The sequence below is a fragment of the Microbaculum mangrovi genome (assembly GCF_051390635.1).
Taxonomy (GTDB): Bacteria; Pseudomonadota; Alphaproteobacteria; order Rhizobiales; family Tepidamorphaceae; genus Microbaculum.
Genome location: NZ_JBPODT010000004.1, coordinates 96,567 through 121,904, shown reverse-complemented (window position 1 = coordinate 121,904; position 25,338 = coordinate 96,567). Strand labels below are relative to the sequence as shown.

At 66.5% G+C, this 25,338-nt stretch carries 23 protein-coding genes; 4 read left to right on the top strand and 19 right to left on the bottom strand.

What is annotated here, in order from left to right; translation table 11 throughout:
- The first annotated feature begins 15 nt into the window (after positions 1–15).
- Positions 16–1,638, top strand: coding sequence for an alkaline phosphatase family protein (locus ACSF9G_RS17345; protein ID WP_436643377.1), 1,623 nt, complete (start codon positions 16–18; stop codon positions 1,636–1,638).
- Positions 1,639–1,684: 46 nt separating this feature from the next.
- Here ACSF9G_RS17345 and ACSF9G_RS17340 read toward each other — a convergent pair whose 3' ends face one another.
- The 7 genes from ACSF9G_RS17340 to ACSF9G_RS17310 are packed head-to-tail and all read right to left on the bottom strand — an operon-like array spanning position 1,685 to position 7,206.
- Positions 1,685–2,098, bottom strand: a complete 414-nt coding sequence (locus ACSF9G_RS17340; protein WP_436643376.1) for a GFA family protein — start codon at positions 2,096–2,098, stop codon at positions 1,685–1,687.
- Between the two features lie 17 nt (positions 2,099–2,115).
- Positions 2,116–3,336: a phosphopentomutase gene (locus ACSF9G_RS17335; RefSeq protein ID WP_436643375.1), complete on the bottom strand. Its 1,221-nt coding sequence runs from the start codon at positions 3,334–3,336 to the stop codon at positions 2,116–2,118.
- Positions 3,333–4,670 carry a thymidine phosphorylase gene (gene deoA / locus ACSF9G_RS17330; RefSeq protein ID WP_436643374.1) on the bottom strand — a complete coding sequence of 446 codons (1,338 nt, stop codon included), beginning with the start codon at positions 4,668–4,670 and terminating at the stop codon, positions 3,333–3,335. The genes ACSF9G_RS17335 and deoA overlap by 4 nt, the downstream gene beginning before the upstream one ends.
- A gap of 6 nt (positions 4,671–4,676) precedes the next feature.
- The gene (gene deoC / locus ACSF9G_RS17325) at positions 4,677–5,462 is read right to left on the bottom strand and encodes a deoxyribose-phosphate aldolase (protein ID WP_436643373.1); all 786 of its coding nucleotides are present in this window, start codon (positions 5,460–5,462) and stop codon (positions 4,677–4,679) included.
- Positions 5,459–6,256 carry a purine-nucleoside phosphorylase gene (locus ACSF9G_RS17320; RefSeq protein WP_436643372.1) on the bottom strand — a complete coding sequence of 266 codons (798 nt, stop codon included), beginning with the start codon at positions 6,254–6,256 and terminating at the stop codon, positions 5,459–5,461. Before ACSF9G_RS17320 ends, deoC begins: the two co-directional genes overlap by 4 nt.
- On the bottom strand, positions 6,253–6,648 hold the full coding sequence (gene cdd / locus ACSF9G_RS17315; protein WP_436643371.1) for a cytidine deaminase: 396 nt from the start codon (positions 6,646–6,648) through the stop codon (positions 6,253–6,255). The genes ACSF9G_RS17320 and cdd overlap by 4 nt, the downstream gene beginning before the upstream one ends.
- Positions 6,649–6,702: 54 nt before the next feature.
- On the bottom strand, positions 6,703–7,206 hold the full coding sequence (locus ACSF9G_RS17310) for a CAP domain-containing protein (protein ID WP_436643370.1): 504 nt from the start codon (positions 7,204–7,206) through the stop codon (positions 6,703–6,705).
- Positions 7,207–7,551: 345 nt separating this feature from the next.
- Between ACSF9G_RS17310 and ACSF9G_RS17305 the strand changes: the two genes are divergently transcribed.
- Entirely contained in the window at positions 7,552–8,973 is a 1,422-nt protein-coding gene (locus ACSF9G_RS17305) for a saccharopine dehydrogenase NADP-binding domain-containing protein (protein ID WP_436643369.1), read from the top strand.
- A gap of 99 nt (positions 8,974–9,072) precedes the next feature.
- Here ACSF9G_RS17305 and ahcY read toward each other — a convergent pair whose 3' ends face one another.
- From ahcY to ACSF9G_RS17245, 12 genes are all read right to left on the bottom strand, one after another.
- Complete coding sequence (ahcY, locus tag ACSF9G_RS17300) at positions 9,073–10,467, bottom strand: adenosylhomocysteinase (RefSeq protein ID WP_436643368.1); 1,395 nt, start codon at positions 10,465–10,467, stop codon at positions 9,073–9,075.
- Between the two features lie 86 nt (positions 10,468–10,553).
- Complete coding sequence (gene metK / locus ACSF9G_RS17295; protein WP_261616971.1) at positions 10,554–11,744, bottom strand: methionine adenosyltransferase; 1,191 nt, start codon at positions 11,742–11,744, stop codon at positions 10,554–10,556.
- Between the two features lie 31 nt (positions 11,745–11,775).
- Complete coding sequence (locus ACSF9G_RS17290) at positions 11,776–13,206, bottom strand: hypothetical protein (RefSeq protein ID WP_436643367.1); 1,431 nt, start codon at positions 13,204–13,206, stop codon at positions 11,776–11,778.
- A gap of 328 nt (positions 13,207–13,534) precedes the next feature.
- Complete coding sequence (locus ACSF9G_RS17285) at positions 13,535–14,524, bottom strand: 3-hydroxybutyryl-CoA dehydrogenase (protein ID WP_436643366.1); 990 nt, start codon at positions 14,522–14,524, stop codon at positions 13,535–13,537.
- Positions 14,524–15,609 carry an NAD/NADP octopine/nopaline dehydrogenase family protein gene (locus ACSF9G_RS17280; protein WP_436643365.1) on the bottom strand — a complete coding sequence of 362 codons (1,086 nt, stop codon included), beginning with the start codon at positions 15,607–15,609 and terminating at the stop codon, positions 14,524–14,526. The genes ACSF9G_RS17285 and ACSF9G_RS17280 overlap by 1 nt, the downstream gene beginning before the upstream one ends.
- Before the next feature lie 18 nt (positions 15,610–15,627).
- On the bottom strand, positions 15,628–16,917 hold the full coding sequence (locus tag ACSF9G_RS17275) for a TRAP transporter large permease (protein ID WP_436643364.1): 1,290 nt from the start codon (positions 16,915–16,917) through the stop codon (positions 15,628–15,630).
- A gap of 18 nt (positions 16,918–16,935) precedes the next feature.
- Entirely contained in the window at positions 16,936–17,460 is a 525-nt protein-coding gene (locus tag ACSF9G_RS17270; protein WP_436643363.1) for a TRAP transporter small permease, read from the bottom strand.
- A gap of 21 nt (positions 17,461–17,481) precedes the next feature.
- Positions 17,482–18,510 (bottom strand): TRAP transporter substrate-binding protein, encoded by a 1,029-nt coding sequence (locus ACSF9G_RS17265; RefSeq protein ID WP_436643362.1) that lies wholly within the window; start codon positions 18,508–18,510, stop codon positions 17,482–17,484.
- Positions 18,511–18,550: 40 nt separating this feature from the next.
- The gene (locus ACSF9G_RS17260) at positions 18,551–20,074 is read right to left on the bottom strand and encodes a class I adenylate-forming enzyme family protein (RefSeq protein WP_436643361.1); all 1,524 of its coding nucleotides are present in this window, start codon (positions 20,072–20,074) and stop codon (positions 18,551–18,553) included.
- Between the two features lie 10 nt (positions 20,075–20,084).
- Complete coding sequence (locus tag ACSF9G_RS17255; protein ID WP_436643360.1) at positions 20,085–21,356, bottom strand: acyl-CoA dehydrogenase family protein; 1,272 nt, start codon at positions 21,354–21,356, stop codon at positions 20,085–20,087.
- An 8-nt stretch (positions 21,357–21,364) separates the two neighbouring features.
- Positions 21,365–22,105: an alpha/beta fold hydrolase gene (locus ACSF9G_RS17250; RefSeq protein WP_436643359.1), complete on the bottom strand. Its 741-nt coding sequence runs from the start codon at positions 22,103–22,105 to the stop codon at positions 21,365–21,367.
- Positions 22,102–23,148: a 2,5-dihydroxypyridine 5,6-dioxygenase NicX family protein gene (locus ACSF9G_RS17245; protein ID WP_436643358.1), complete on the bottom strand. Its 1,047-nt coding sequence runs from the start codon at positions 23,146–23,148 to the stop codon at positions 22,102–22,104. Before ACSF9G_RS17245 ends, ACSF9G_RS17250 begins: the two co-directional genes overlap by 4 nt.
- A 171-nt stretch (positions 23,149–23,319) precedes the next feature.
- On the opposite strand from ACSF9G_RS17245, the gene ACSF9G_RS17240 reads away from it, so the two are divergent.
- On the top strand, positions 23,320–24,282 hold the full coding sequence (locus tag ACSF9G_RS17240) for a flavin reductase (RefSeq protein ID WP_436643357.1): 963 nt from the start codon (positions 23,320–23,322) through the stop codon (positions 24,280–24,282).
- Between the two features lie 62 nt (positions 24,283–24,344).
- A complete protein-coding gene (locus ACSF9G_RS17235; RefSeq protein WP_436643356.1) occupies positions 24,345–25,253 on the top strand; it encodes a LysR family transcriptional regulator in 909 nt (302 codons plus the stop codon).
- Positions 25,254–25,338: the final 85 nt, after the last annotated feature.

Sequence of the window (25,338 nt, the reverse complement as noted above, 5' to 3'; positions counted from 1 at the left end):
GCCGCGACGGTCCGGATGCGCGTCAGGAACATCCTCTGGATCATGTGCGACCAGCTCCGGTTCGACTATCTGAGCTGCGCCGGGCATCCCTACCTTCAGACGCCGAACATCGATGCGCTGGCCAATCGGGGCGTGCGGTTCAGCCGGGCCTATGTGCAGTCGCCGATCTGCGGGCCGTCGCGCATGAGCTTCTACACCGGCCGATACGTGCGCTCGCACGGGTCGACCTGGAACGGCGTGCCGCTGCGGGTCGGCGAACCGACGCTCGGCGACCACCTGTCGGAGATCGGCGTGCGCACCGCGCTGATCGGCAAGACGCACATGCGCGCCGACACCGAAGGCATGGCGCGGCTCGGCATCGATCCGGAGTCAATCATCGGCGTGCATGTCGCCCAGTGCGGCTTCGAGCCCTATGAGCGCGACGACGGCCTGCATCCCGATGGTCCCTACGCGCCGGACCCGGCCTATGACGACTATCTGCGCGACCGGGGATTCGGCGGGTCCAACCCGTGGGAGCAATGGGCGAATTCGGCACGGGGTGACGACGGCAAGATCCTGTCCGGCTGGCTTTTGGCGCACGCCGACAAGCCGGCCCGCGTGCCGGAAGAGCATTCCGAGACCGCCTACATGACCAATCGCGCGATGGACTTCATCCGCGAGGCCAAGGCCGACGGACGGCCGTGGTGCGCCCATCTCTCCTATATCAAGCCGCACTGGCCCTACATCGTGCCGGCGCCCTACCACGATATGTACGGGGCGAACCAGGTGGTCCCGGTCGTCCGCTCCGGTCGCGAGAAGGAGAACCCGCATCCCCTCTACGCGAGCTACATGGCGGAACGCGTCTCCAGGGTGTTCGCCCGGCCCGGCGTGCGCGAGCGGGTGATCCACGCCTACATGGGGCTCATCAGGCAGATCGACGATCACGTCGGGCGGCTAGCCGCTTTCCTTGAAGAGGAAGGGTTGGCCGACTCCACCATGATCGTCTTCACCTCGGACCACGGCGACTATCTCGGCGACCACTGGCTCGGCGAGAAGGAGCTGTTCCACGAGGTTTCGGTGAAGATCCCGCTGATCGTCGTCGATCCGTCCCGCGACGCCGACGCCACGCGCGGGACCGTGACCGACGCCATGGTCGAGGCGATCGATCTGGCGCCGACCTTTGTCGACGCCTTCGGCGGCAAGCCGAAGCCGCATATACTGGAGGGGCGGTCGCTGCTGCCGCTGCTGTCCGGATCGCGTGACTGGACGCGGCGCGCGGTCATCAGCGAGTACGATTATTCGCAGCGCCGTGCCCGGGTCGATCACGACGTGCCGGTTCCCGATTGCCGCATGACCATGGTCTTCGACGGACGCTGGAAGCTCGTCCATGTCGAGGGCATGCGGCCGATGCTCTACGACCTTGAAAGCGATCCCGACGAGTTCGTCGATCTCGGCGACGATCCGGCCTGCGAGGCAGAGCAGGCCCGGCTCCTGGGCCTGATGTTCGCCTGGGCGCGCAATCCGGCGAATCGCATCACGATGTCAGACGATCAGATCGCCGCGGCCTACGACACCGAACTCGATGCCAATATCCTGATCGGATACTGGGACGAGGCCGAGGTCGACGCGGCGCGGAAGGCGCGCGGCGACGCCGAGTGATGACGCCGAGTGGTGACGCTGGGGGGCAACGCGTGGCGCCGGTCAGCTAGCCCGGCATGCCCTCGTAAGGGGCGATGTCGTCTGCCAGGCACAGCCAGTCGGGCCGGTTGCGGGCGAAGACATAGCGTTGCGGATGCCACGGCGCGGAGCCGTCGAAGGTCCCGCCGGCGATCCCCTGCAAGCCCGGCAGGAACTCCAGCGTCCAGCCGAGCGTCGTGCCGCAGGTCGGGCAGAAACGGGTCTCTATCCAGCGGCCGGCATCCGATGTCAGCCGGTAGGGCCGTGTCTCGCCTTTGAGGAACGCGACGTCGGCGGCGTCGAAATAAACGGATAGGCCGAGAACGCTGCCGGTCCGTTTCTGGCACCAGTGGCAGGAGCAGACGCTTATCCGCTTCGGTGCCCCTGTCGTCCGGTACCGCACGGCGCCGCAGACGCATCCGCCTTCATGTCCGTCGCTCATTGTCGCCTCCGTCCTGGTTAGAGGAAGGTCGTGCCGTGCCGGAGGGGCGGCAGCCCGAGATGCGCGGCGACCGTCTGTCCGATGTCGGCGAAGCTCGCCAGCGGCCGCGCGGGCCGGCCGTCGATGCCGGGGCCGAAAGCCAGAACCGGGATCCGTTCGCGGGTATGGTCGGTGCCGGCGAAGGTCGGGTCGTTGCCGTGGTCGGCGGTCAGGACGACGAGATCGCCGGGCCGCAGAAGGGCCGTCAGCTCCGGCAGCCGCGCATCGAACCGTTCGAGGCAGGCCGCGTAGCCGGCGACGTCGCGGCGATGGCCGTAGAGCTGGTCGAAATCGATGAAGTTGGTGAAGACGAGATCGCCGTCCTGCGCCGCCCGCGCGGCCTCCAGCGTCCGCTCGAACTGGCTGGCGTTGTCCGGCGCCTTCAGCACCTGCGTTGCGCCCCGGCCGACGAAGATGTCGGAGATCTTGCCGACCGCGTAGACGTCGTGCCCGGAGGCCTCGACCGCATCGAGCAGCGTCGGCGCCGGCGGGGGCAGGGCGTAGTCGCGGCGATGGGGCGTGCGCACGAAGGTCTCCGCGCTGTCGCCGAGAAAAGGCCGGGCGATCACGCGACCGACGCGCAGCGGATCGCACAGCCTGCGCGTGATCGCGCAGAGGTCGTAGAGCCGGTCGAGGCCGAAGGTCTCCTCGTGCGCGGCGATCTGCAGCACGGAATCGGCCGAGGTGTAGCAGATCGGCTTGCCCGTGCGCATGTGCGCCTCGCCGAGTTCCGCGATGATCTCGGTGCCGGAGGCATGCTTGTTGCCGAGCAGGCCGGGGAGACCGGCCTGCGTGATCATGGCGTCGGTGAGCGACTTCGGAAACGCCGGCACGGTCGTCGGGAAATAGTGCCAGGCGAACGGCACCGGCAGCCCGGCGATCTCCCAGTGGCCGGACTGGGTGTCCTTGCCCTTCGATATCTCGCCGGCATAGGTCCAGACCGCCGACGGCCGATCGATACGCGCCAGACCGGAAGGATGGCGCCCGGTCGCCGCTTCCGCCGCGCGGCCGAGGCCGAGCGCGTTCATGTTGGGGATGTGCAGCGCCCCGGACCGGCCGCCGGGCACGTCGGCGCGCCCGGCCGCGCAGGCTTCGGCGATATGGCCGAGCGTGTCGGCGCCCTCGTCGCCGAAGGCGGCGGCATCGTCCGCGCCGCCGATACCGACGGAATCCATCACCAGGATCAGCGCCCGTTTCATCGTGCCGTCTCGTCGATGCGCGCGCACACGACCGGCCGTGGCTCCGGCGCGTCGCCGATCGTATAGGCGCCTCGCAGGGCCTCCGCCCCACGCTCGGCAGCCGCCTCGTCACCGGCGTGAACGATGCCGAGCGGACGGTCGGGACCGACCTCGTCACCGAGCCCGGCAAGCTGCGTGAACCCGACCGCGGGATCGATCACATCGTCCGCGCGCCGCCGCCCACCGCCGAGCGAGACCACGGTGACACCGACGCCGCGCGTATCGATTGCCGCGACATGGCCAGCTTTCCTCGCGAACACCGCGCGCCGGATCGGTGCCTCGGGCAGGTGGACCCAGGGCCGCTCGACGAGATCGGCGGGGCCGCCGAGGGCGGCGACCATCCGCGCGAAGGTTTCCGCTGCCTGTCCTCTGTCCAGGGCATTCCTCGCCATCTCGAGGCCGGCCTCCGCGGAGTCCGCCAGGCCGCCCAGGCGCAGCATCTCGCCGGCGAGCGACAGCGTCACGCGCTCCAGCCGTCCGTCGCGTCTCTCGCCGGTCAGGAATTGCACGGCGTTGGCCACCTCGACCGCGTTGCCAGCGGCCGAGGCGAGCGGCTCGTGCATGTCGGTCAAAAGGGCCGTCGTCCTCAGCCCGGCGCCGTTGGCGACCGAGACGAGACTGACCGCGAGCGCCCGTGCCGCTTCGTAGTCTTCCATGAAGGCGCCGGACCCGAGCTTGACGTCGAGTACCAGTCCGTGGAGCCCGGCGGCGAGCTTCTTCGACAGGATCGAGGCGGTGATCAGCGCGATCGATTCGACCGTCGCGGTCACGTCGCGGATCGCGTAGAGCCTCCGGTCGGCCGGTGCCAGATCGGCGGTCTGGCCGATGATGGCGCACCCGACGTCGGCGATCACCCGGCGAAACGTGTCGAGATCGGGCTGGCTCCGGTAGCCGGGAATCGAATCGAGCTTGTCGAGCGTGCCGCCGGTATGGCCCAGGCTGCGCCCGGAGATCATCGGCACGCGCGCCCCGCAGGCCGCGACGATCGGGGCGAGCATCAGCGAGACGGTATCGCCGACGCCGCCGGTCGAATGCTTGTCGAGCACCGGGCCGCCGTCGGCCGTCCCGCCCGTTCGGGGCCAGTCGAGCACCGAGCCGGAATCGCGCATCGACAGCGTCAGCGCCACGCGTTCGGCCGTGTCGAGATCGCGGAAGAAGATCGCCATCGCCAACGCCGCCACCTGGCCCTCGCTGATCGACCCGTCCGTCAGGCCCTGGATGAAGAACGAGATCTCCTCGGCCGAAAGCGTCTCGCCGTCGCGTTTCCTGCGGATGATTTCCTGCGGCAGAAGCATGGCTGGCTAGTATCCCGTCCCCGGTCCCGACTTCGCAGCCGCCGTGCGTCCGTCGAGTTCGGCCAACAGGGCGTCGAGCAGCCCCGAGGCGCCGAAGCGGAAGGTCTCCGGCCTTGCCCAGTCCGGCCCGAGGATCTCGTCGGCGAGGCCGAGATAGATGGCCGCGTCGTCGAGCGTGCGGATGCCGCCGGCCGCCTTGAAGCCCACCGTTCCGCCGGTCTCGGCGATCACCGACAGCATGATGCGGGCGGCCTCCGGCGTGGCGTTGACCGTCACCTTGCCGGTCGAGGTCTTGATGAAGTCGGCGCCGGCGCGGATGGCGATTTCGGACGCCGAACGTATCAGCGCCGGATCCTTCAGTTCGCCGGTTTCGAGGATGACCTTCAGCGTCGCGCCCCGTGTCGCGCCCCCTGTCGCCGCGCGCACCCCCGCGACCTGCGCCTCTGCTTCGGCCGGGTCTGTCGCGATGCGGCGATACGCGATCACCATGTCGATCTCGTCGGCGCCGTCGACCATCGCCCGGTTCGTCTCGTCGAGGATTGCGTCGAAAGCGGACTCCCCATCGGGGAAGTTCACGACGGTCGCGATCCGCACCGGCGTCCCGGCGAGCAGGGGCCGTGCCTGGGCGACGAAGCGTGGCCAGATGCAAATTGCCGCCACGGGACCGTGCGCGGTCGTCGCGCGCGCACACAAGGCCGCGACGTCCGCGGGCGTGCAGGTCGCATCGAGATTGGTGAGATCGAGACAGGCGAGGGCGCGCATCGCCACCGCCCTGCGGTCGACGATGCTCATCCGATCTCCCCAACAAGGCGGGTCAGCAGCCGCGCGAGTTTATCCCCGCCTTCGGGTGCCATCGCCTTCGTCTCTTCGTGCGACAGTTCGGCGCCGGTGATGCCGGCGGCCATGTTGGTGATGACCGAGAAGGCGAGCACCCGCATCTTCAGGAAACGGGCGAGGATTACCTCCGGCACCGTCGACATGCCGACGGCGTCGGCGCCGAGCACGCGCGCCATGCGGATCTCCGCCGGTGTCTCGAAGGTCGGGCCCGAGAACCAGGCATAGACGCCGGAGGCGAGGTCGATGCCTTCCGCCTCGGCCGCCCGCCCGGCGGCGGCGCGAAGGTCGGCGTCGTAGGCCGTCGTCATGCCGACGAAGCGGTCGTCTGTCGGCTCGCCGATCAGCGGATTGGCGCCGGCGAGATTGATGTGGTCGGTGATCATCATCACCGAGCCGGGCGGTGCCTTCGGATCGAGGCTGCCGGCGGAATTGGTGAGGATCAGCGTCTCGACCCCGATCGCCTGCAGCATCTCGAGCGGAAACCGCATCGCATCGGCACGGCCCTCCTCGTAATAGTGGGCGCGACCGGACAGGATGGCGACGGGTCTGCCGGCGAGCGTGCCGATGACGAGCGCGCCGGAATGGCCCGAAACCGTCGGCTCCGGGAAACCCGGCAGCTCCGAGTAGGGGATCGAGGCGGCATCGGCGAGCGACGCGACCACCCCCCCGAGCCCCGAGCCGAGCACGATTCCGATTGTCGGCTGGTGCCGTGCCTTTTCGGCGATCAGCGATGTCGTCGTGTCCTTCATCGTCCCTCCGGTCCGTAGGCACGCGGCAATAAGGCGCCGAGCGTTACCGTTTCCACCACGCCCGAGGCATTGCACAGATGAATGCGGGTTTCGGCTGTGCCGAATTCCCGGATACGTTGCCGGCAGCCGCCGCAGGGCGGGATGCATGCCATCTTCTCGGCGACGACGGCCACCTCGATGATAGCGCGCTCGCCCGCGCCCACCATCTGCGCGATCGCCGATGTCTCGGCGCACCAGCCTTCCGGATACGAGGCGTTCTCGACATTGCAGCCCGAATAGATCGCGCCGCCGGCCGACCGAAGCGCCGCGCCGACGGGAAAGTTCGAATGCGGCGCGTAGGCCTTCGCCATCGCCGCCTTCGCGGCCTCGAACAAATCGTGCGGATCGCTCATCACCGCTCCTTCGCGTAACCCGCGCCGCCCATCACCGGCCCGAACATCCCGTCTTCACCTGTCCCGGTCCGGGTCGGGGGCCGCCAGGATCAGCGCCCAATAGGTCCCGTACTTGTCATCCGCCCGCGCCGCGCCGACTCCGATCTCGGTTGCCTGCGGCTCGAGCAGGTTCGACCGATGGCCGGTCGACGTCTGCCAGCCCGCCAGCGCCGCGTCGAAGTCGTCGTAGCCGGCGCTGACATTCTCGACGGCGACGAGCCAGACGTAACCCGCCCCTTTGAGCCGCTTGTGCAGCGGGCCGATCAGGTCGTGGCCGAGCCGTCCGCGTCGCGCCATGGCCATTGCCTGCCGCTCGGCGATGGCGTTGAGGCGGCTGTTGGCGGTAACCGGGCCGCGTCCCTGTGCCGTCCGAAAGGCGGTGGTGGATGCGGCGGCGGCCCGCGTATCGACCGCAACGGGGCTGACGCCGCCGAAACCGACGGGCCCGGCGCACGCTCCCACGAGCAGCGTCAGGCAAAGGATAACGGGAAATGCCGCCCGGGCGGAAATCGCTTTCATCGGGCACCCCGCGGCACGCGGCAGCGCCACTGCGCGTCTGGATTCCGGTTGTTCACGTGCGGGGCTTCGGGTCTTTGACGGCGGTGAGAAATTCGTTCGCCATGTCCACCTCTCTATCGAAAATCCGTTCGGCCGGATCGTGGGCGCCCGTCTTGCCGGCCGGCCGGAGATTGGCACGGGCAGGTGGCGGTTGCACCCGCTTTGTGGACCCCGAACATCAATTTCTCCCGCGTTTTTCTGCCATATGGACAGCGCCGATCCCGGTGGTCGGGCTCGCCCGCATTTGCCTTGGCGGTCGCGACCTGCTTAACAGGAAGGCCCAGCCACCCCGTTTCCCTGGAGGCCGTGATCCGCGCCGCAACGCCGAATGGACATATCGTAATTCTCGGATACGGAACGATCGGCCAGTGCGTCCTGCCGTTGCTGATCGATCGATTGAACCGGCCTGCATCCGATTTCACGATCATCGACCGGATCGATCCGCCGGCCATGCTGTCGCCCTTTCGCGAGAGCGGCCTCACCTACCGGAAACGGGCGGTCTCGGCGCAGAATTTCGCGGAGGTTCTCGCGGAAGCCACGGAACCGGGCGATCTCCTCCTCAATCTCACCATGGGCGTCGACTCCCTCGCTGTCGCCGACTGGTGCCACCACCATGGCGTCTCCTATGTCGATACGGCGCTGGAGCCATGGGAAGGCTTCATCGAGGACTCCGATCTGCCCGCCGGCGAGCGCACGGAATATGCCCTGCACCAGCGCGCCCGGCTGCACGCGGAGAAGACCTGGCGGGCCGATGGTCCGACGGCGATCATCACCCATGGCGCCAATCCCGGCCTTGTCAGCCATTTCGCCAAGGCGGCGCTGATCGAGATAGCCAAGGGCATGAAGCTCGATTTCGCCGCGCCGTCGACGCGGTGCGACTGGGCCCGGCTCGCCCAGCGGACCGGCACCAAGGTGATCCATATCTCCGAGCGCGACACCCAGGTCTCGGCCACGCCGAAGATGCCGGGAGAGTTCGTCAACACCTGGAGCATCCCGGGCTTCGTCGAAGAGGCGATGATGCCGGTCGAACTCGGCTGGGGCACGCATGAGCGCGCCTTGCCGGACGACGCCCTTGAGCACGCGGAAGGCCCCCGCAACACGATCTACATCGACCAGCCGGCGGCCCGCTTCCAGATGTACTCCTGGGTGCCGACGTCCGGCCAGATCCTGGGCCTCGCCCTGCCGCACAGCGAGAACGTGACGATCAGCGACTACCTGACGGTCGAGGCCGACGGCGAGCCGACGTACAGGCCGACGGTCGCCTTCGTCTACCTGCCCTGCGACGGCGCCTTCACCAGTCTGCACGAGACGATGATGGGCGGCTGGCAGGAACCCGAGGCCGAGCGCGTCATCAAGCGCGACGTCATCGAGGGGCAGGACGAACTTGGCGTCCTGCTGCTCGGTCATGGCCTGAACGGGCTCTGGTACGGGTCGCAGCTCGATATCCACGAGGCGCGGCGCGTCGTGCCCCATTCCAATTCGACGGCACTGCAGGTGGCGGCCGGCGTGGTCGCGTCGTCGCTATGGGCGCTCGAGAACCCGAATGCCGGCTTCTGCGAGCCGGAGGACCTGCCGCACGACTTCGTGCTCGATGCGGCACGACCCTATCTCGGCCGCATCGTCTGCGAGCGGACCGACTGGACGCCGGTCGATCAGCGCCCGTTCATCGATGCGCCGCCCGAGCCTAAGGATCCGTGGCAGTTCTCCAATTTCCGCTCCGGCAACTAGCGGCGATCCATGGCTGGCGATCGTGCATCGCTCGCCACCACAAACAAAAACGGCGGGCTGTTTGCCCGCCGTTGTCGTTAAGCCATGTGTGGCCCGGCCTCAGTATCGGTAGTGGTCGGCCTTGAACGGACCTTCCTGCGACACGCCGATGTAACTGGCCTGCTCGGGGGTCAGCGTGGAGAGATTGACGCCGAGCTTGGCCAGATGCAGCGTGGCGACCTTCTCGTCCAGGTGCTTGGGCAGCACGTAGACCTTGTTCTCGTAGGCCGCGCCGTTGGTCCACAGTTCGATCTGCGCCAGCGTCTGGTTGGTGAACGAGGCGCTCATCACGAAGCTGGGGTGGCCGGTGGCGTTGCCGAGGTTCACCAGGCGGCCTTCGGAGAGCAGGATCATCCGCTTGCCGTCCGGGAACTCGATCATGTCCACCTGCGGCTTCACGTTGGTCCACTTGTAGTTCTTCAGGCCGGCCACCTGGATCTCGTTATCGAAGTGACCGATGTTGCAGACGATCGCCATGTCCTTCATCGCCCGCATGTGGTCCACCGTCAGCACGTCCTTGTTGCCGGTGGCGGTGACGAAGATGTCGGCATGGGGCGCCGCCTCTTCCATGGTCTGCACGGCGAAGCCGTCCATCGCCGCCTGCAGCGCGCAGATCGGATCGATTTCGGTCACGACCACGCGGGCGCCGGCGCCGCGCAGCGACTGCGCCGAGCCCTTGCCGACGTCGCCGTAGCCGGCGACCAGCGCCACCTTGCCCGCCATCATCACGTCGGTCGCCCGGCGGATGCCGTCCACCAGGCTCTCGCGGCAGCCGTACTTGTTGTCGAACTTCGACTTGGTCACCGAGTCGTTGACGTTGATCGCCGGGAAGGGGAGATCGCCCTTCTTCTGCATCTCGTAGAGACGCAGCACGCCCGTGGTGGTCTCTTCGCTGACGCCCTTGATCGAGGCCTTCACCTTGGCGAACCAGCCCGGGCTCGCCGCAAGCCGCTTCTTCAGCTGCGCCACCAGCGCCTCTTCCTCCTCGCTCGTCGGCGTCGGCATGGCCGAGGCGTCGGCCTCCACCTTGGCGCCGAGGAGGATGTACAGCGTCGCGTCGCCGCCGTCGTCGAGGATCATGTTGGCGACCTCGCCGTCCGGCCAGTGGAAGATCCGGTCGATATAGTCCCAGTACTCGGTCAGGCTCTCGCCCTTCACCGCGAACACCGGCGTGTTCTTGGCCGCGATCGCCGCCGCCGCGTGGTCCTGCGTCGAGAAGATGTTGCACGAGGCCCAGCGCACCTCCGCGCCGAGCGCCTGCAGCGTCTCGATCAGCACCGCGGTCTGGATCGTCATGTGCAGCGCGCCGGAAATCCGCGCGCCCTTCAGCGGCTGCGAGGCATCATACTCCTCGCGCGTCGCCATCAGGCCCGGCATCTCCGTCTCCGCAATCTCGATCTCCTTGCGGCCCCAGTCCGCCAGTCCCAGGTCCTTCACAACATAATCGCCAGACATCACCTGTCCTTTTCCATTTGAATTCACATTACACATAAGGGGCAGCCGATGCGGCTGCCCCGTTTAGTTCGACCAGGCCGATGGCCCTACGCGGCCGCCGAGCGGATGGCGTCGGCGAGATCGGTCGTTTCCCAGCTGAAGCCGCCGTCGGTCTCGGCCGGCCGGCCGAAATGGCCGTAGGCGGCGGTACGCGCGTAGATCGGCTGATTGAGCTTCAGGTGCTCCCGGATGCCGCGCGGACGCAGGTTCAGAACCTGGCGCAGCACCGAGCCGAGCTTGTCCTCGGCGACCTGCCCCGTCCCGTGCATGTCCACATAGATCGCCAGCGGATCGGCCACGCCGATCGCGTAGGAGAGCTGGATCGTGCAGCGATCGGCGAGGCCCGCCGCCACCACGTTCTTGGCGAGGTAGCGCGCCGCGTAGGCCGCCGACCGGTCGACCTTGGTCGGGTCCTTGCCGGAGAAGGCGCCGCCGCCGTGCGGAGCCGCGCCACCGTAGGTGTCGACGATGATCTTGCGGCCGGTCAGCCCGCAGTCGCCATCCGGCCCGCCGATCACGAACTTGCCCGTCGGGTTGATGTGCCAGTCGGTCTTGGCGGTCAGGAAGCCGTCCGGCAGCGCGCCGCGCACGTAGGGCTCGACGATGCCGCGGATGTCGTGCGAGGTCAGGCGGTCGTCGAGATGCTGGGTGGAGATGACCACCTGCGTGACCTCGACCGGCTTGCCGTCGACATAGCGCATGGTCAACTGGCTCTTGGCGTCGGGGCCGAGCATGCCGGACTCGCCGGACTTGCGGCCGTCCGCCATCAGCTTGAGGATCTTGTGCGAATAGTAGATCGGCGCCGGCATCAAATCCGGCGTTTCCTTGCAGGCATAGCCGAACATGATGCCCTGGTCGCCGGCGCCTTCGTCCTTGTCGCTGCCGGCGTCGACACCCTGCGCGATATCCGCCGACTGCGAATGCAGCAGCACCTCGATATCGGCGTGTTCCCAGTGGAAGCCGTCCTGTTCATAGCCGATGTCGCGGATCGCCATGCGGGCGCGGTGGGCGATGAGCTCCTTGGAGATGGTCTTCGGCCCGCGCGTCTCGCCGGCGATGACCACGCGGTTGGTGGTAGCCAGCGTCTCGCAGGCAACGCGCACCTGGCTCGGATCCCAGCCCTCGGCCAGGGCGATCCCGAAAAAGGTGTCGACCACCTCGTCCGAAACGCGGTCGCAGACCTTGTCCGGATGGCCTTCGGAGACGGATTCCGAGGTGAAGAGATAATCTTTCTGCATTGGGTGTTCCCCCTTTTCTGGGCAGACGGACTTAGGCTTGCCGTCGCGAGATCACATAGGTTTCGTCGTTGAACCACAGGCCGCCGTGCTTTCGCAGGACACCGGCGGTCGCGTCGATGTAGCGGCCGTCCTTGACGACATCGCTCAAGCGCTCGTCCTCGATCTGGGCCACGTAGATCGCCGCGTTCCAGGCCGCGAACAATGTCGAGGTGCCTATCGCCCCGGCAAGCTCGTTGGGCAGCGTGTGCATGTCGTAGCGGAACACCGACCGCGCGTCCGAATAGGCGTTGTACTTCAAATCCCGGTGCGTGGAACCGAGGATTTCTTTCGTCGCCTTGAGAATGTCGTGTCGGTCGTTCGTATAGGGCCGCTCTCCCGGCCAGACCGTCTGCACGATCTCGAGTCCGGGATCGTTGCCGTGGCTGTGGATACCCACGAGCCGGCCGCCGGGCCGGAGCGCGCGGGCCAGCGGGGCGACCACCTTGTTCGCCTTGAACTCGGCCGGCACGCGCAGGCGATAGGGCTGCGATGCGATGATTAGGTCGAAGTCGGCCGTCGCCATGCCCGGCTTCGGGATCACCGAGTCGAGCAGGAAGCGATGGTCGCGGCGATAGATGACGAGCACCACCGGCCGTTCGTAGATCGGATTGCCGGTTTTTTCGCTGGTCTTGGCCTGCCAGTGCTCGGCGAGGAACGGCTGCAGTGCCGTGATCTGTTCCTCGAACTCGAAGGACGACGATCCGTCCAGCGCCACCTCGTGCCAGACCAGACTGTTGGCTGCCGCCGGAGAGCGCACGCGAAGCCACGGCGCCTCCGCATAGTACATGTTGGTCAGCACCAGCACGGAGGCGGGGTGTTCGTGGAACCGGTCCGGCATCTTCTCCAGCGCCAGTCGGATATCTTCCAGGCTGATCTCCTTGCCGGAGATGTAGTGCGGCATGGTCGGGAAGCGGGCATGCATGGCCCGCATCAGACGGGTCAGCACCGTACCGTCGCCGAGGCCCGCGTCGAACACGCGCACCGCCGGCGGCGCCGGGTGGATATGGGCAAGCTCCATCGCCACGCGGTTCGCCACGACCCACTTTTCCGAGCAGGTGTTGACGAACATCAGGTATTTCTGGCGATTGTCGAAAAAGCGGAAGTTCTTGCCTTCGCCCTTCTCGTCCTTGGCCTGGGCGTTCGAAGTCGCGCCGGCCGGTGTCAATGTTTCCGTCCGCACCACCGCGCCGTTCGGCCCGAGTAGGGATCCTTCGGCTTCGGCGTTCCCGTTGTCGCGGTCGCCGTCTCGTTTCATGAAGTCTTGCAGGCGTTCGAGCGTGTTGAGTGTGACGCTCTTTCCGTCGCGCAGTCTGGCTACGAGCTTGCCGTCATTGACCGCCAGCCGACCAAACGTCGATTCCGCCATCCGATGGCGCTGGCAGTATTTGCCGATATCGGCGAGCAGCGCTTCGTGTCCGGACATGACCGTTCCCTCCCGACACTGTTCTTGTTTGGCTGGCACCAATTGCAACGCGGCTGGACTTTCTTGTCAAAGTAAACGTTGCCCATGCAGATAATGGGAAATTTTCCGAAATGCAAGCTGGGCCGGGGGTCGACCGGATGGGCTGGGGGGTGGTTGGGTCGATAGTTTCGAGAGAATTCAGCGGTTTTTGGACAAAATCACATCGAAACGGAAGGGCTGGCGTTTCCTTCGGGCGGAACACGCACGTTTGCCGGCCCACGGAGCGCAGTGGCAGTGGGAAGGGCGCCTTATTGCGGCGAGTGGGACAAAGCCCACTCGTTATTCGCATTCAGAGGATCGGGGGCCGAGCCGCGCCCATGTGCCTGAGCAGTCCGACGAAGGCGGCAAGGCGATCGCGCTGGTAGGCGCCGACGTCCATGCCGGAGTAGTCGAGGAAACCCTCGCGGGTCTTCAGGCCGATGCGGCCGGCCTGCATGTTGTCCTCGACGATCTTCGGGGCCACGTAGCGATCGGTGCCGAGCGCTTGGGTCATGTAGCGGTCGGCGTGGTAGAGGATGTCGCCGCCACCCCAGTCGATGAATTCGAGCACGCCGAGGACCGCGAACCGGAAGCCGAACCCGAAACGGGTCGCCTTGTCGATTTCCTCCGCGCTCGCCACGCCTTCCTCCACGAGCCGTGCCGCCTCGTTCATGCACAGCGCCTGCAGCCGCGGCACGATGAAGCCGGGGCTCGCCTTGCAAACCACGGGCACCTTGCCGATGCCCTCCAGCAGGTCGACCAGCCGCTGCGTGACATCGCGGTCGGTCTTCGCCCCGGGCGAAATCTCGACCAGCGGCACCAGGAAGGCGGGGTTGAGCCAGTGTGCGTTGAGAAAGCGCTCCGGCGGCGTGACGAAACCCTGCAGTTCGTCGGACAGCATGGTCGAGGTCGTCGAGGCAATGATCGCGTCTGCGCGCGCGTGTGCCGACAGGAGCGCGAAGGCGTCTTGTTTGGCCTCGATCGTTTCCGGCACCCCCTCGAAGATCACGTCGGCCCGGGCGAGCGCCGCCGGGGCCTGATCGGCGGTGGCGAACGCCACCCGCGACAGGATCGGTTCGATGGCCTCTTCGCCCATCATGCCGATGCCGGCGAGCATCGTCAGCGTCTGCCTGATCTCGCCGAGCGCGTCATCGCGTACCCGCTCGGCATCGGCGCCGTCGCGCGCTTTCAGGTCGACGAGCGTGACGCGGTGTCCGGCATAGGCGAAGACCACGGCGATGCCGCGGCCCATGCGGCCCGCCCCGGCGGCGGCAATGGTCTCCCTGTCGGCGTCGGCCATCACACTCCCTCCCGAAGCAGTCTCGTCATCCCGGCACGGTCGAGCCCGGCAAGACCGAGCACTTCGAGGGTCCGCCCGTTGACGCGGAATTCGTCGTCGCAGATGGCCGATCCGATCGCCAGCAGCCCCGTGGCGGTCGGCGCGGGAACGCCGGCCCAGTCGGCGACCGAGACGAGGAAGGCGAGCCCCTGCTGAACGTCCTCACGCATGTAGCGGTGCTCGGTCAGTACGATGTGCTCGCGCCAGTCGCCGGAATCGACCAGTTGCTCGTGTCCCCTGCGCCCGTACATCCACTCGTCGCCATCGGTGGCGTAGTGGTCGGCGAGCGGAAAATGCGGCGCGCCGTAGCCGAGCGCCTCGCGGACGGCCACCCGTTCCGAATCGAGCCGGTTGGTGACGCGGCGGACCGCTGCCTGGGTGCCCTCGTTGTGGATGTCCCAGTGATCGAAATGTTCCAGCGGCCCGGCATTCATCACGATCAGCGGCGGATGGATCACCGGGCCGGCGTTCATCAGCGCGCCTGACAGGCCATCGCCGCAATCCTCGACGCTTGGGTAGGCCTCGCGGATCAGCGCCAGCGCCCGATCCTTGTCCTGGAGCGGAAAGACGCCGGTCGGCAGCCGCGTCGCGCGCACCGTGATGGCGATGTCGCGCGGGCCGTGCTTGCGGGTCAGGTAGGGCAGGGTGCCGGTCTCCGCGAAGGCCACCTTGGCAGTGGACCCGGCATCGCGGATCGCCTTCGCCATCAGGTAGCAACCGAAGGTGCCCGGCGGCAGGAACACCACCTGCCCGTCCGAAAGATGCCGCGCCATCGACCGGGCGATATCGGTTTGCGCGAAGGCCGGTGCCGGGCAGACGATCAGATCGGCGCCGGAGACCGCCTCGCCGATATCGGTGGTGACGACCGCGATCGCGATTTCGCGCGTGCCCTTGAAGTCCTTCAGCGTCAGGGTGTTGCCGGCCGCGTTCAGTTGCTCGACGCCCGCCTTGTCACGCCGCCAGAATCGAACGCGGTGACCCTGTTCGGTCAGATCCGCGGCCGCCGCATGCGATCCGTTACCGCCGCCCAGAACGGCTATTTCCATGGCCTGTCAGCCTCCGGTCTACATTGTCGAGGGGATCAGAAGCGCCATCGACGGCACCGCGATCAGCAGGGCGATGCGGACGATATCGACGGCGATGAAGGGGACGACGCCCTTAAATATGGTACCGGTCGGCACCTCGGGCACGATTGACTTGAGGACGAACACGTTCAGGCCCACCGGCGGCGTGATCAGGCTGATCTCGATGGCGACGACGACGAAGATGCCGAACCAGATCGGATCTATGCCGAGCCCGATGACGACCGGAAAGAAGACCGGCACCGTCAACAGCATCATCGAGATCGATTCCAGCACCGCGCCGAGAACGAGGTAGATCAGCAGGATCACGATGATGACGGCGGTCGGATGCGCGCCGAGCGCCGTGATCCAGTCGCGAAGGTCGTTTGGCATGCCGGCGAGGTTGACGAAATTCGAGAACAGAAGCGCGCCGAACAGCACCAGGAACAGCATCGCCGTCATCCGCGCCGTCTCGACGAGGATCTCGTAGAGCGTCGCCCAGGTAAGGCGCCGGCGCAGGGCGGCGAGCAGGAATGCACCGAAGGCGCCGATGCCGGCGGCTTCGGTCGCGGTGAAGATGCCCAGATAGATGCCGCCCATGACGCAGGCGAACAAGCCGAGCACGCCGATGACGCCCTTGGTCGCGCGCACCCGCTCCATGAACGGCAGGGCTTCGATTTCGCGCTGGTGTTCGGGGCTGATGATCAGCGACAGGCGTACCGCGATCAGATAGCCGAGCACGCCGACGAGACCGGGAAGGATGCCCGCGAGGAACAGCTTGCCGATGTCCTGCTGCGTGATGACGCCGTAAAGAACGAGGACGATTGACGGCGGGATCAGAATACCGAGCGTACCGCCGGCGGCGATCGAACCGGTGGCGAGCGAGTCGGAGTAACCGTAGCGTCGCATCGACGGCATCGACACGCGCGCCATCGTCGCCGCCGTCGCCAGCGAAGAGCCGCACACCGAGGAAAAGCCGCCGCACGCGACCACCGTGGCCATGGCGAGGCCGCCGCGATAGTGGCGCAGCCAGGCGTTCGCGGCCGCATACATGTCGTCGGCGAGCCCGGCCTTGAGCACGAAGTTGCCCATCAGCACGAACAGCGGCATCACCGACAGGGTGTAGCTCATGCCGTTGTCGTAGAAGACCTGCCCGAGCAGCGCCATGGCTGGCGCCAGGCCGATCTTGACGATGATGCCGACGAACGCCACCAGCGTCATGGAAAACGCGATCGGAATGCCCCCGGCGATCAGGGCGAGCAGGACGACAATGCCGACGATCCAGTCAATCATCTCGTATCTGCCGGCCCGTTAGCGCAAACGCGAAGGAGCGGCGCGCAGCCTGCGCCAGTGCTCGGCGGCGACGACGAGCTGCGCCAGCGCCGCCAACGTGGTGAAGCCTGCCATCGTGTAGCCGATCGGGCCCTTGGGGACGCGCAGGAAGATCGTGACGTCGCCATAGGAGGCGAGTTGCACGGCATGCATCAGCAGGCGCCAGGCAACCAGCAGCAGGACGCCCGAACAGATGATCGAAACGATCACCGCGTGAATTTCGCGGGTGCGGCTGGAGAAACGCTCGGTAACCAGCGACACCGCGACGTTCTCCTCGTGTAGGCAGACCAGCGGCAGCGCGATGAAAATGATCATGCCGAGCATGATCTCGGTAATCTCGAAGGCGCCGGGCAGAGGCCGCGAAAGCAGGTAGCGGCCGAACACGTCGATGGTCGTGACCATCATCATCGCCATCAGCAGGACGGCGACCAGTACACCGAGCGTCAGCTCGGCGATCCGCAGGGCACGGCTGCGCCCCGCGGTGATATCGTGTGTCCTTGCCATCGGCCGGCGGCCGGTGCGGGATCAGTTGCCGGCCTTGACCTTGGCGATTTCCGCTTTCAGCGCCTCGTAGACGGCCGGACCGTCGACGCCCTTGGCGGAGATCTGCTTCAGCGCCTCGTCGCTGTAGGGCTTAAGCGCGGCATTGATGGCGGCAAGCTGATCTCCGGCGGGAACGACGAATGTCATCTTGCCGCTTGCCTTCATCGTCTCCATGGCGCCGGCGTCCGCCTTGTCCCAGACCTGGCCGGCAAGGCGGGCGAGGTTTTCACCCGACACGCTCGTGATGGCGTCCTGATCTTCCTTCGACAGCGCGTCCCACTTGGCCTGGTTGATGACCACGAAGAACGAAACGTTGTAGAGACCGCCGGGCATGATCAGGCCCTGGTCGAGCACTTCGTTGACCTTGAAGGCGGTGATGGATTCGGCCGGGAACTCGATGCCGTCGGCGACGCCGCCGGACAGGATCTCGTAGGCCTTGGTCACCGGTGCCTGGATCGGCACGAGACCGAGCGCTTTCGCGGCTTCCTGGGCGAAGCCGCCGCCGATGCGGATCTTCGACCCCTTGATGGAATCCATCGAGCTAAGATCGCGGCCCTTGGTCCACAGCTGGCCGGGGCCGTGGGTGAACACGCTCAGCACATGCGTGCCTTTGTGTTCGTCGACCTTGGCCAGGTCCTGTTCGTAGATGCGCCAGTAGGCGACCGACAGCCACTCCGACTTGTCGGACAGGCCCGGCAACTCGGCGATGGTCGTTACGCCGAAACGGCCGGGCGTGTAGTTGTGGACGCCATAGGTGACGTCGGCCACGCCGTTGACGGCGAAGTCGAAATGCGCCGGCGGCGGACCCAGCGGGGCTTCGAGCACTTCCATCTTGACCCGGCCTTGGGTCGCTTCCTCGACCTGCTTGGTCCAGGGCACGATGATCTCCGCGAGCAGCGGATGTTTCGGGGGCAGCCAGTTGGCGACGCGCAGAACGGTCTGGGCCGAGGCCGGCGAGACCGAAAGCGCCACACCCGCGGCGACAAGTAAAGCTCCGACAGTTTTTTTCATGGTCAGTTCCCTCTTTTTGTCGCGTTCTCGGCCAAGCCCCTTATGCCGGGGCGTTTGTCGCCTCGGCCGCGATGCGTGAAACTTCGTCGATGCGCACCTTGCCCATCGCGTTCTTCGGCAGCTCCGCGACGAACACCACGTCGCGCGGATGCTTGTAGCGAGCCAGCTTTCCCTCGAAATGCGCGGCGATCGTCTCCCGGCTTACCGAGGCGCCGGCCGCCACCACGACGGCGACAGGCACCGCCCCCCAGCGCGGATCGGGCCGGCCGACGACGCAGCACTCCGCAACCCCGTCGATCTCGCGCAACAGCCGCTCGGCTTCGGCCGGATAGATGTTCTCGCCGCCGGAAATGATCACGTTCTTGATCCGGTCTCTGAACCAGTAATCGCCGTTCTCATCATACTCGGCCACATCACCGGTCCGAAACCAACCCTCGGTAAAGGCTTTCGCGGTCGCGTCCGGATCGTTCCAGTAGCCGCTCGCGATATGTGGGCCCCGCACCAGGATTTCCCCGGCAACGCCCGGTCCGAGATCGTTGTCGGCGGTATCGACGATGCGAACCTCCGTATGCAGGCCGACCCGGCCCATCGAGCCGACGGTCGCATAGGCCTTGTCGATGCGCTGGTAGATCGCGATCGGCGCCGTCTCCGAGGAGCCGTAGACCTGAATGACCGGCACGGAGCGGGCGTGGAACGCCGCGATCAGGTCGTCCGGCACGATCATCGAGCCGGTCGCCAGCGCCCGCAGCGACGACAGATCGGTCCTGGCCCAGTCGCCATGGCCCGCCACCGCCGCAATCGTCGCCGGCACCAGCACCGAGAGGGTCGGGCGGTCGTCGTTGACCGCCTTCAGGAACGCTGCCGGATCGAACTTCTCGTGCAGCGTCACGGTCGCGCCGAGGTGGAGCGCCGGCGTCGTCTGGATGTTGAGGCCGCCGACATGGAACATCGGCAGGACGGTCAGCACGTGGTCGTGCGACGTCATGTCGTGCATGTGGATCGAATTGATCGCGTTCCAGGCGATGGCGGACTGGGTCAGCGCGGCGCCCTTCGGCCGGCCGGTCGTGCCGGAGGTATAGACGAGCAGAAGCGGGTCCTCGGCGCGGCCGGCCCGGTCCGGCGCGGCTCCCGCCGCCGCGATCAGGTCGTCGAGCGTGTCGGCGCCATCCAACGGTCCGTCCACCGCGACGCGACGGCAGCCGTCGGGGTAGTCGTCTTCCGAAAGCGCCTCCAGCAACTGTCTGTGGCCGATCGCCGCCTTGACCGCGGCGTTGCGCAGGATGAAGGCGTGCTCCGGCGCGGCAAGTCGCCAGTTGAGCGGCACGACGATCATGCCCAGCCTGGCGGCGGCGAACAGCAGGACCAGAAGATCGGGATGGTTGAACCCGAGCCAGGCGATGCGGTCGCCGCGGCCTGCGCCGAACGCGCCCGCGAGCACCGACGCCATCTTGTCGACACGTCCGGCGAGGCCGGAATAGCTGAGCGTCTCGCCGGCGAAACGGATCGCCGGCTTATCCGGTTGGAAGCTGGCGTGTCGTTCGATCCAGAGAGAGATATCGCGCATCGAATATGGCTCAGTCGTCCGTTTCACCCGGTTTATAGAGTGCCTCGCGGCCGATCCGGTCGAGGCACAGCTCGGCGGTCCACGGTAGCATCAGCGAGCCGCAGCGGCTGTCGCGATAGAGCCGTTCGAGCGGCAGGGTTTTCAGCATCGACTGGCCCCCGCAGGTGCGGATTGCGAGCTGGCAGAGCTCGTTCGCGTTCTCCATCACCGTATACTGGGCAGTATAGGCGCGCAGCACCTGTTCTTTCGACGGATCCGCCTTCGCCTCTGTCACCGCCTGGAACCACAGCGCCTTCGTCTGCTGCAGCATGACGAACATCTGCGCCAGCGCGATCTGCTTGGTCGGGAACTTGCGCCGCTTTTCCGGACCGGTATTCGGGATCTCGCCGCGCAGGTACTTCACCGTGAAGTCGACCGCGGCCTGGGCGATGCCGAGATAGGTCGGCGATAGCGTCATGAACATGTGCGGCCAGCGAGAGGCGGCCTGGTAGTAGACGCCGCGCGGCATCAGGGCCGCATCGTCGGGGACGAAAACGTCCTCGAAGATGAGCGTCCGCGAGACGGTGCCGCGCATGCCGAGCGGATCCCAGTCGCCGACCACCTTGACGCCCTCGGCATCGGCCGGAACCGCGATGTACATCGTATCGCGCCGAGACGGTTTCTCGCCCGGTTTCATCTCGCCGCACAGGACCCCGTAGTAGTTGGCCGAACCCGACAGCGAGGCGAAGATCTTTTTGCCGTTGATGAGCCAGCCGCCGTCGACGCGCTTGGCCGACGTCGAGAACGGCACCACGCCGGCCGCCGCCGCGCCGCCCTCGGAGAACGGCTGGGCGTAGATCGCGCCCTTGTCGATGATCCGCTCGTAGTGGATCGCGCGCCGTCGAAGGTGCTCTTCGCGGTCGTCCGCGGACATCTCCAGGTCGTCGGAGAGCGGGCCGGTCCAGAGGCACGAACACACGTGCATGTTCCAGGTCAGCGCCGTCGAGCCGCAGTAGCGGCCGATCTCGGCGGCCGTCGTCGCGTATCCGCGGAAATGCGCGCCCGCGCCACCATGCTCCTCAGGCACGCAGATGCCGAGCAGGCCGACCTCGTGCATGTCCCGGTAGTTCTCTGTCGGGAAGATCGCTTCCCGGTCGTACATGGCCGCCCGCGGGGCGAAGTTGGCCTGACCGATCTTTCGCGCCCGCGCGTTAAGCTCGGCTTCCTTGTCGGACAGCCGAAACGCCTCCGGATCGAAGATCGGCTGGTCGAGATCGATCGTATCGAGATCCAACACTGTCATCGGGGCTCCTACGGAAGGTCGTTGAGGAATCTCCTTACCGCCTTGGCGAAACGGCATGGGCATTCGAGCGGGGCGAGGTGGCCGGTCTCCGGCAGGGTCTCGATCCGCGCGCCCCTGATCTTCTCGGCCATGCGCTGCATGGTCTTCAGCGGGGCATTGGTGTCCTGTTCGCCGGCGATCAGGAGCGTCGGCACCGCGATCCGCGCCAGTTCCTCGCGGCGGTTGAAGGTGACGAGGCAGGTCAGCCCGGCGCGATAGCTCTGCTCGGGAAGTTCCGACATCAGCTTCGTCGCCGTCGGCCCGGCCTCCGGGTCGGGGTTCGAGCCGAGAAGATCCTTGGCGAAACTCTGCGCCAGCTCCGGCATCGTCACGCCCTGATCGAGCGGCGCGAGCCTGGCAGCGAGGAACTGCTTCTGGAACTCGCCGTCCGGGCTGCCGAAGACCGGGGTCGTGCCGGACAGGATCAGCGCGGCAACGCGGCCGGGATGGCGGGCGGCGACCTCCTGCGCCAGCATGCCGCCGATCGAATGGCCGAGGAACGCCGCCTTGGCGATGCCGGCCTTGTCCAGATCCTCGATCACGGAATCGGCCATGCCCGCGAAGGTAAACTGGCCGTCCAGCGGCTTACCGCCGTAGCCGGGCATGTCCCACGGGATCATCGGGTAATCGGCCTTCAGCCGGTCGATGACCGGGGCGAACATGCGGCAGTCCGAGCCGACGCCGCTGAACAGGACGAGGGGCGCGCTCATCCCTCGGCTCCCGCGAGCCGGCCTTTCTCGACGACCGCCACGCCGTCGAGCGTGATCGTGCAGTTGCGGGTCGGCAGGTCGAAATGGCCCTTGGTGAAGCGGTTGGCGAACTCGTTTGCGCCGGTCGAAAACAGGAAGTTGCCGGCGAACGCGCGCACCTCCGTGCCGTTGGTCTCGCGCTGGTCGTACATCGTCAGCGCCTCGTACCGCGCGCCTTCATTGAGCCCCCAGCCGACATGGCTGACGGCGTAGGCCTCCCGGTCGCCCCAGGCCGCCAGATAGCGGCGCATCAGTTCCGCATCGGTGCCCGTGCCCTGAATGTCCGTCACGTAGTCGTTCTCGATGACGAAGGTCACCGGGTGCTCGAAGTAGCGCTTGAAGGTCAGGTTCACGTCGCCGACATCGAAGACGAGCGTGCCGTTCACCGAATTCGCCCGGGGAAAGCTGACGACGACTCCACCCGGCCAGTGGGCAACAGTCTTTGGCCGGTCGGTGTAGCCCCACACGCCGGCGGTCGCCGCTTCGCGCATGTCGACGGTGAGGTCGGTGCCGGCGGCCGAGGTAACGCGCATTTCCGTCGCGGACCGCGCCTGCTTCACCGCCGCCTTCACCCGCGGTTCCATGGACGGATGCGGGATCAGCCGCTCGAGCGCTTCGGGGTGTTCGTTGGAAATCATCTGGATGCGGGTGCCGCCGGACAGGATTTCGGGCATTTCCGGCGAATGCAGGAGGCCCTCCACCGTGCAGTCGACGACGAGCGTCGATGCTTTCAGCGCCTCGATCGCGGCCCGCTGGTTGGTCATCGCCAGCGATGCCCCCGTCGAGCGGACCGGCACCGGCGCATCCTGCGGCGGAGTGGGAATGACGACATGAAAGGCGGTCACGCCGAAGCGGGCAAGCGCAAGCTCGGCGAGGTGGACATTGAGTGTCCGGGACTGGGTTTCCGAAAGGATGGCGACTTGTTCGTCTGAAGTAACCTTGCAGAGCTCGAACACCTTGACGAAGGCGTCGATCCACTTGGCTTCAATCCGGTCGCTCAGCATATATCCCCGTCCCTTTTCTTTGCCTTGCGTGTGAGGCGATCTCATCGGGGCTCATCACCCTCGTATTTTTATAAAGACTAGCACTCGCTTTTTTATATGAAAAGTGATAATTTTATACTTGAAATAAAGGCGTGCAGTCATGCGCGAAGAATGACACGAGGGAGGCCCGCGGTGAGCAACGCGAATTCCTTTCGGATGGCGCTGGGACGGTTCGTTACCGGTGTGACCGTCATTACCGCCCTGGACGAGGACGGCGAGCCGGTTGGGCTTACCGCCAATTCCTTCAATTCGGTTTCACTGGATCCGCCTCTCGTCCTGTGGAGCCTGGCGCGCCGGTCGAAAAACCTTTCGGCCTACGAGAACGCCTCGCATTTCGCCGTGAACGTTTTGTCGGTCGAGCAGAAGGCGATCTCGGATCGCTTCGCCAGACCCGTCGAGGACCGTTTTTCCGGCGTCGAATGGGCGCCGGGTACCGGCGGCGCGCCGGTGCTGAAGGGCTGCGCCGCGGTTTTCGAATGTTCCAAGGAACAGTGCTACGAGGGCGGCGATCACGTCATCTTCCTCGGCCGCGTCGAGAGTTTCGACGAGCAGAACCGCGTGCCGCTCGCTTACCACGCCGGCCGCTATGCCACGACCGCGCACTATGCCGGCGAATTCACCAACGGCCCGTTCCAGGACGACTATCTGCTTTATCTTCTCGCGCGCGCGTCCAGTCTGGCCAGCGCCGAGTTCCATGCCGAACTCGCCAGCCTCGGCGTGCCGGTGCCGATGTGGCGGATTCTCGCGATCCTCAGCGGCAGCGAGGGCCATCCCGTCGGTGAGATCGCCGCCCGCGCCCTTCTCAAGCAGCCGAACGTGACGAAGATCGTCAACCGGCTGGAAGAGCTGGGCCACGTCCGGCGGACCGCCGACCCGGATGACCGGCGCAAGGTTCTGGTGCGGATTACCCCGGCCGGAGAGGATCTGGTGGCGTCGCTGATCATCCGGGCGCAGGCCCACGAATCCAGTCTGCTCGGCACCCATACGCCGGCGGAGGCGGAAATTCTCAAGCGGGTACTGAAGCAGCTCATTCACCGTCTGGCCGAACGCCGATCGGGAATCCCCTTCGACGCCCCGGAGATGGAGGCGGTTTGAGGCGATACGGTCTGTCGGCCGGCCTGCTTCCATTCCGTTCGTCGGCGTAGTCTAGTGCGCGGATGGCCTTCACCCTCCGTCAGCTCCAATACTTCATCGCCGTCGCCGGGCAAGGCACCGTTTCCGGCGCGGCGCACACCCTGTCGATCTCGCAGTCCGCGGTGACCGAGGCGATCAAGGAGCTGGAACGCGATCTCGGGGTCGAGCTGTTCGAGCGCCATCCGCGCGGCCTGTCGATCACCCACAAGGGCCATCAGTTCCTCCGCCACGCGACCAAGATCCTGGCCGACGTATCGGATGCGCGCCGCACCTTTTCCGAGGAGCAGTCCGCCGCGACCGGCAGGTTGCAGCTCGGCGTCACCTCGCTCGTCGCCGGCTACGTGCTGTCGGATCTGCTGGCGCGCTACCGTCGCGCCTTTCCGGCGGTCGAGGTCTCCGCGATAGAGGATAACGGCGAGTATCTCGAACACCTGCTGATCGGCGGGGAGCTCGACGTCGCGGTGATGGTCATCTCCAACCTGCGCGATCGCATGGCGCTGCAGGCGGAGATCCTCGAAGTGTCGCCCTACCGGCTGTGGTTGCCGCTCGGCCACCGTCTGGCGAGCGCCGATATCATCAATGTCAGCGATATCGCCGCCGAACCGCTGATCATGCTCACCGTCGACGAGATCGAGGAGAATACGGGCAAGCTTCTGTCGGCGCTCGGCGCGCGGCCCCACGTCGCCTTTCGCACGCGCTCGGTCGAGGCGGTGCGCAGCCTCGTCGCCACCGGCGCGGGCATCGCGCTCCTGCCCGATCTGGTCTACCGGCCATGGTCGCTCGAAGGCGACCGCATCGAATCCCGCGACATCTCGGACCCGCTCCCCGTCGTCCAGGTCGGGGTGGTCTGGCGCCGCGGTTCGCACTTGCCGGAGTCCGCCCGGGATTTCGTCGGCATCGCCCAGACCCAGCGGGTGCTTCGGCAGCGGTGACCTAAGGGTATCGGATATTCCGATACCGGCCTTCTGATAAATGAAATTGCGAAACCGTTCGCAAGTCATGACGATACGGTCCCGG

Excerpts from the sequence above, each read along its gene's own strand:
- ACSF9G_RS17345 (WP_436643377.1), top strand. The coding sequence starts at position 16 with ATGCGCGTCAGGAACATCCTCTGGATCATGTGCGACCAGCTCCGGTTC.
- ACSF9G_RS17340 (WP_436643376.1), bottom strand. The coding sequence starts at position 2,098 with ATGAGCGACGGACATGAAGGCGGATGCGTCTGCGGCGCCGTGCGGTAC.
- ACSF9G_RS17335 (WP_436643375.1), bottom strand. The coding sequence starts at position 3,336 with ATGAAACGGGCGCTGATCCTGGTGATGGATTCCGTCGGTATCGGCGGC.
- deoA (WP_436643374.1), bottom strand. The coding sequence starts at position 4,670 with ATGCTTCTGCCGCAGGAAATCATCCGCAGGAAACGCGACGGCGAGACG.
- deoC (WP_436643373.1), bottom strand. The coding sequence starts at position 5,462 with ATGAGCATCGTCGACCGCAGGGCGGTGGCGATGCGCGCCCTCGCCTGT.
- ACSF9G_RS17320 (WP_436643372.1), bottom strand. The coding sequence starts at position 6,256 with ATGAAGGACACGACGACATCGCTGATCGCCGAAAAGGCACGGCACCAG.
- cdd (WP_436643371.1), bottom strand. The coding sequence starts at position 6,648 with ATGAGCGATCCGCACGATTTGTTCGAGGCCGCGAAGGCGGCGATGGCG.
- ACSF9G_RS17310 (WP_436643370.1), bottom strand. The coding sequence starts at position 7,206 with ATGAAAGCGATTTCCGCCCGGGCGGCATTTCCCGTTATCCTTTGCCTG.
- ahcY (WP_436643368.1), bottom strand. The coding sequence starts at position 10,467 with ATGTCTGGCGATTATGTTGTGAAGGACCTGGGACTGGCGGACTGGGGC.
- metK (WP_261616971.1), bottom strand. The coding sequence starts at position 11,744 with ATGCAGAAAGATTATCTCTTCACCTCGGAATCCGTCTCCGAAGGCCAT.
- ACSF9G_RS17290 (WP_436643367.1), bottom strand. The coding sequence starts at position 13,206 with ATGTCCGGACACGAAGCGCTGCTCGCCGATATCGGCAAATACTGCCAG.
- ACSF9G_RS17285 (WP_436643366.1), bottom strand. The coding sequence starts at position 14,524 with ATGGCCGACGCCGACAGGGAGACCATTGCCGCCGCCGGGGCGGGCCGC.
- ACSF9G_RS17280 (WP_436643365.1), bottom strand. The coding sequence starts at position 15,609 with ATGGAAATAGCCGTTCTGGGCGGCGGTAACGGATCGCATGCGGCGGCC.
- ACSF9G_RS17275 (WP_436643364.1), bottom strand. The coding sequence starts at position 16,917 with ATGATTGACTGGATCGTCGGCATTGTCGTCCTGCTCGCCCTGATCGCC.
- ACSF9G_RS17270 (WP_436643363.1), bottom strand. The coding sequence starts at position 17,460 with ATGGCAAGGACACACGATATCACCGCGGGGCGCAGCCGTGCCCTGCGG.
- ACSF9G_RS17265 (WP_436643362.1), bottom strand. The coding sequence starts at position 18,510 with ATGAAAAAAACTGTCGGAGCTTTACTTGTCGCCGCGGGTGTGGCGCTT.
- ACSF9G_RS17260 (WP_436643361.1), bottom strand. The coding sequence starts at position 20,074 with ATGCGCGATATCTCTCTCTGGATCGAACGACACGCCAGCTTCCAACCG.
- ACSF9G_RS17255 (WP_436643360.1), bottom strand. The coding sequence starts at position 21,356 with ATGACAGTGTTGGATCTCGATACGATCGATCTCGACCAGCCGATCTTC.
- ACSF9G_RS17250 (WP_436643359.1), bottom strand. The coding sequence starts at position 22,105 with ATGAGCGCGCCCCTCGTCCTGTTCAGCGGCGTCGGCTCGGACTGCCGC.
- ACSF9G_RS17245 (WP_436643358.1), bottom strand. The coding sequence starts at position 23,148 with ATGCTGAGCGACCGGATTGAAGCCAAGTGGATCGACGCCTTCGTCAAG.
- ACSF9G_RS17235 (WP_436643356.1), top strand. The coding sequence starts at position 24,345 with ATGGCCTTCACCCTCCGTCAGCTCCAATACTTCATCGCCGTCGCCGGG.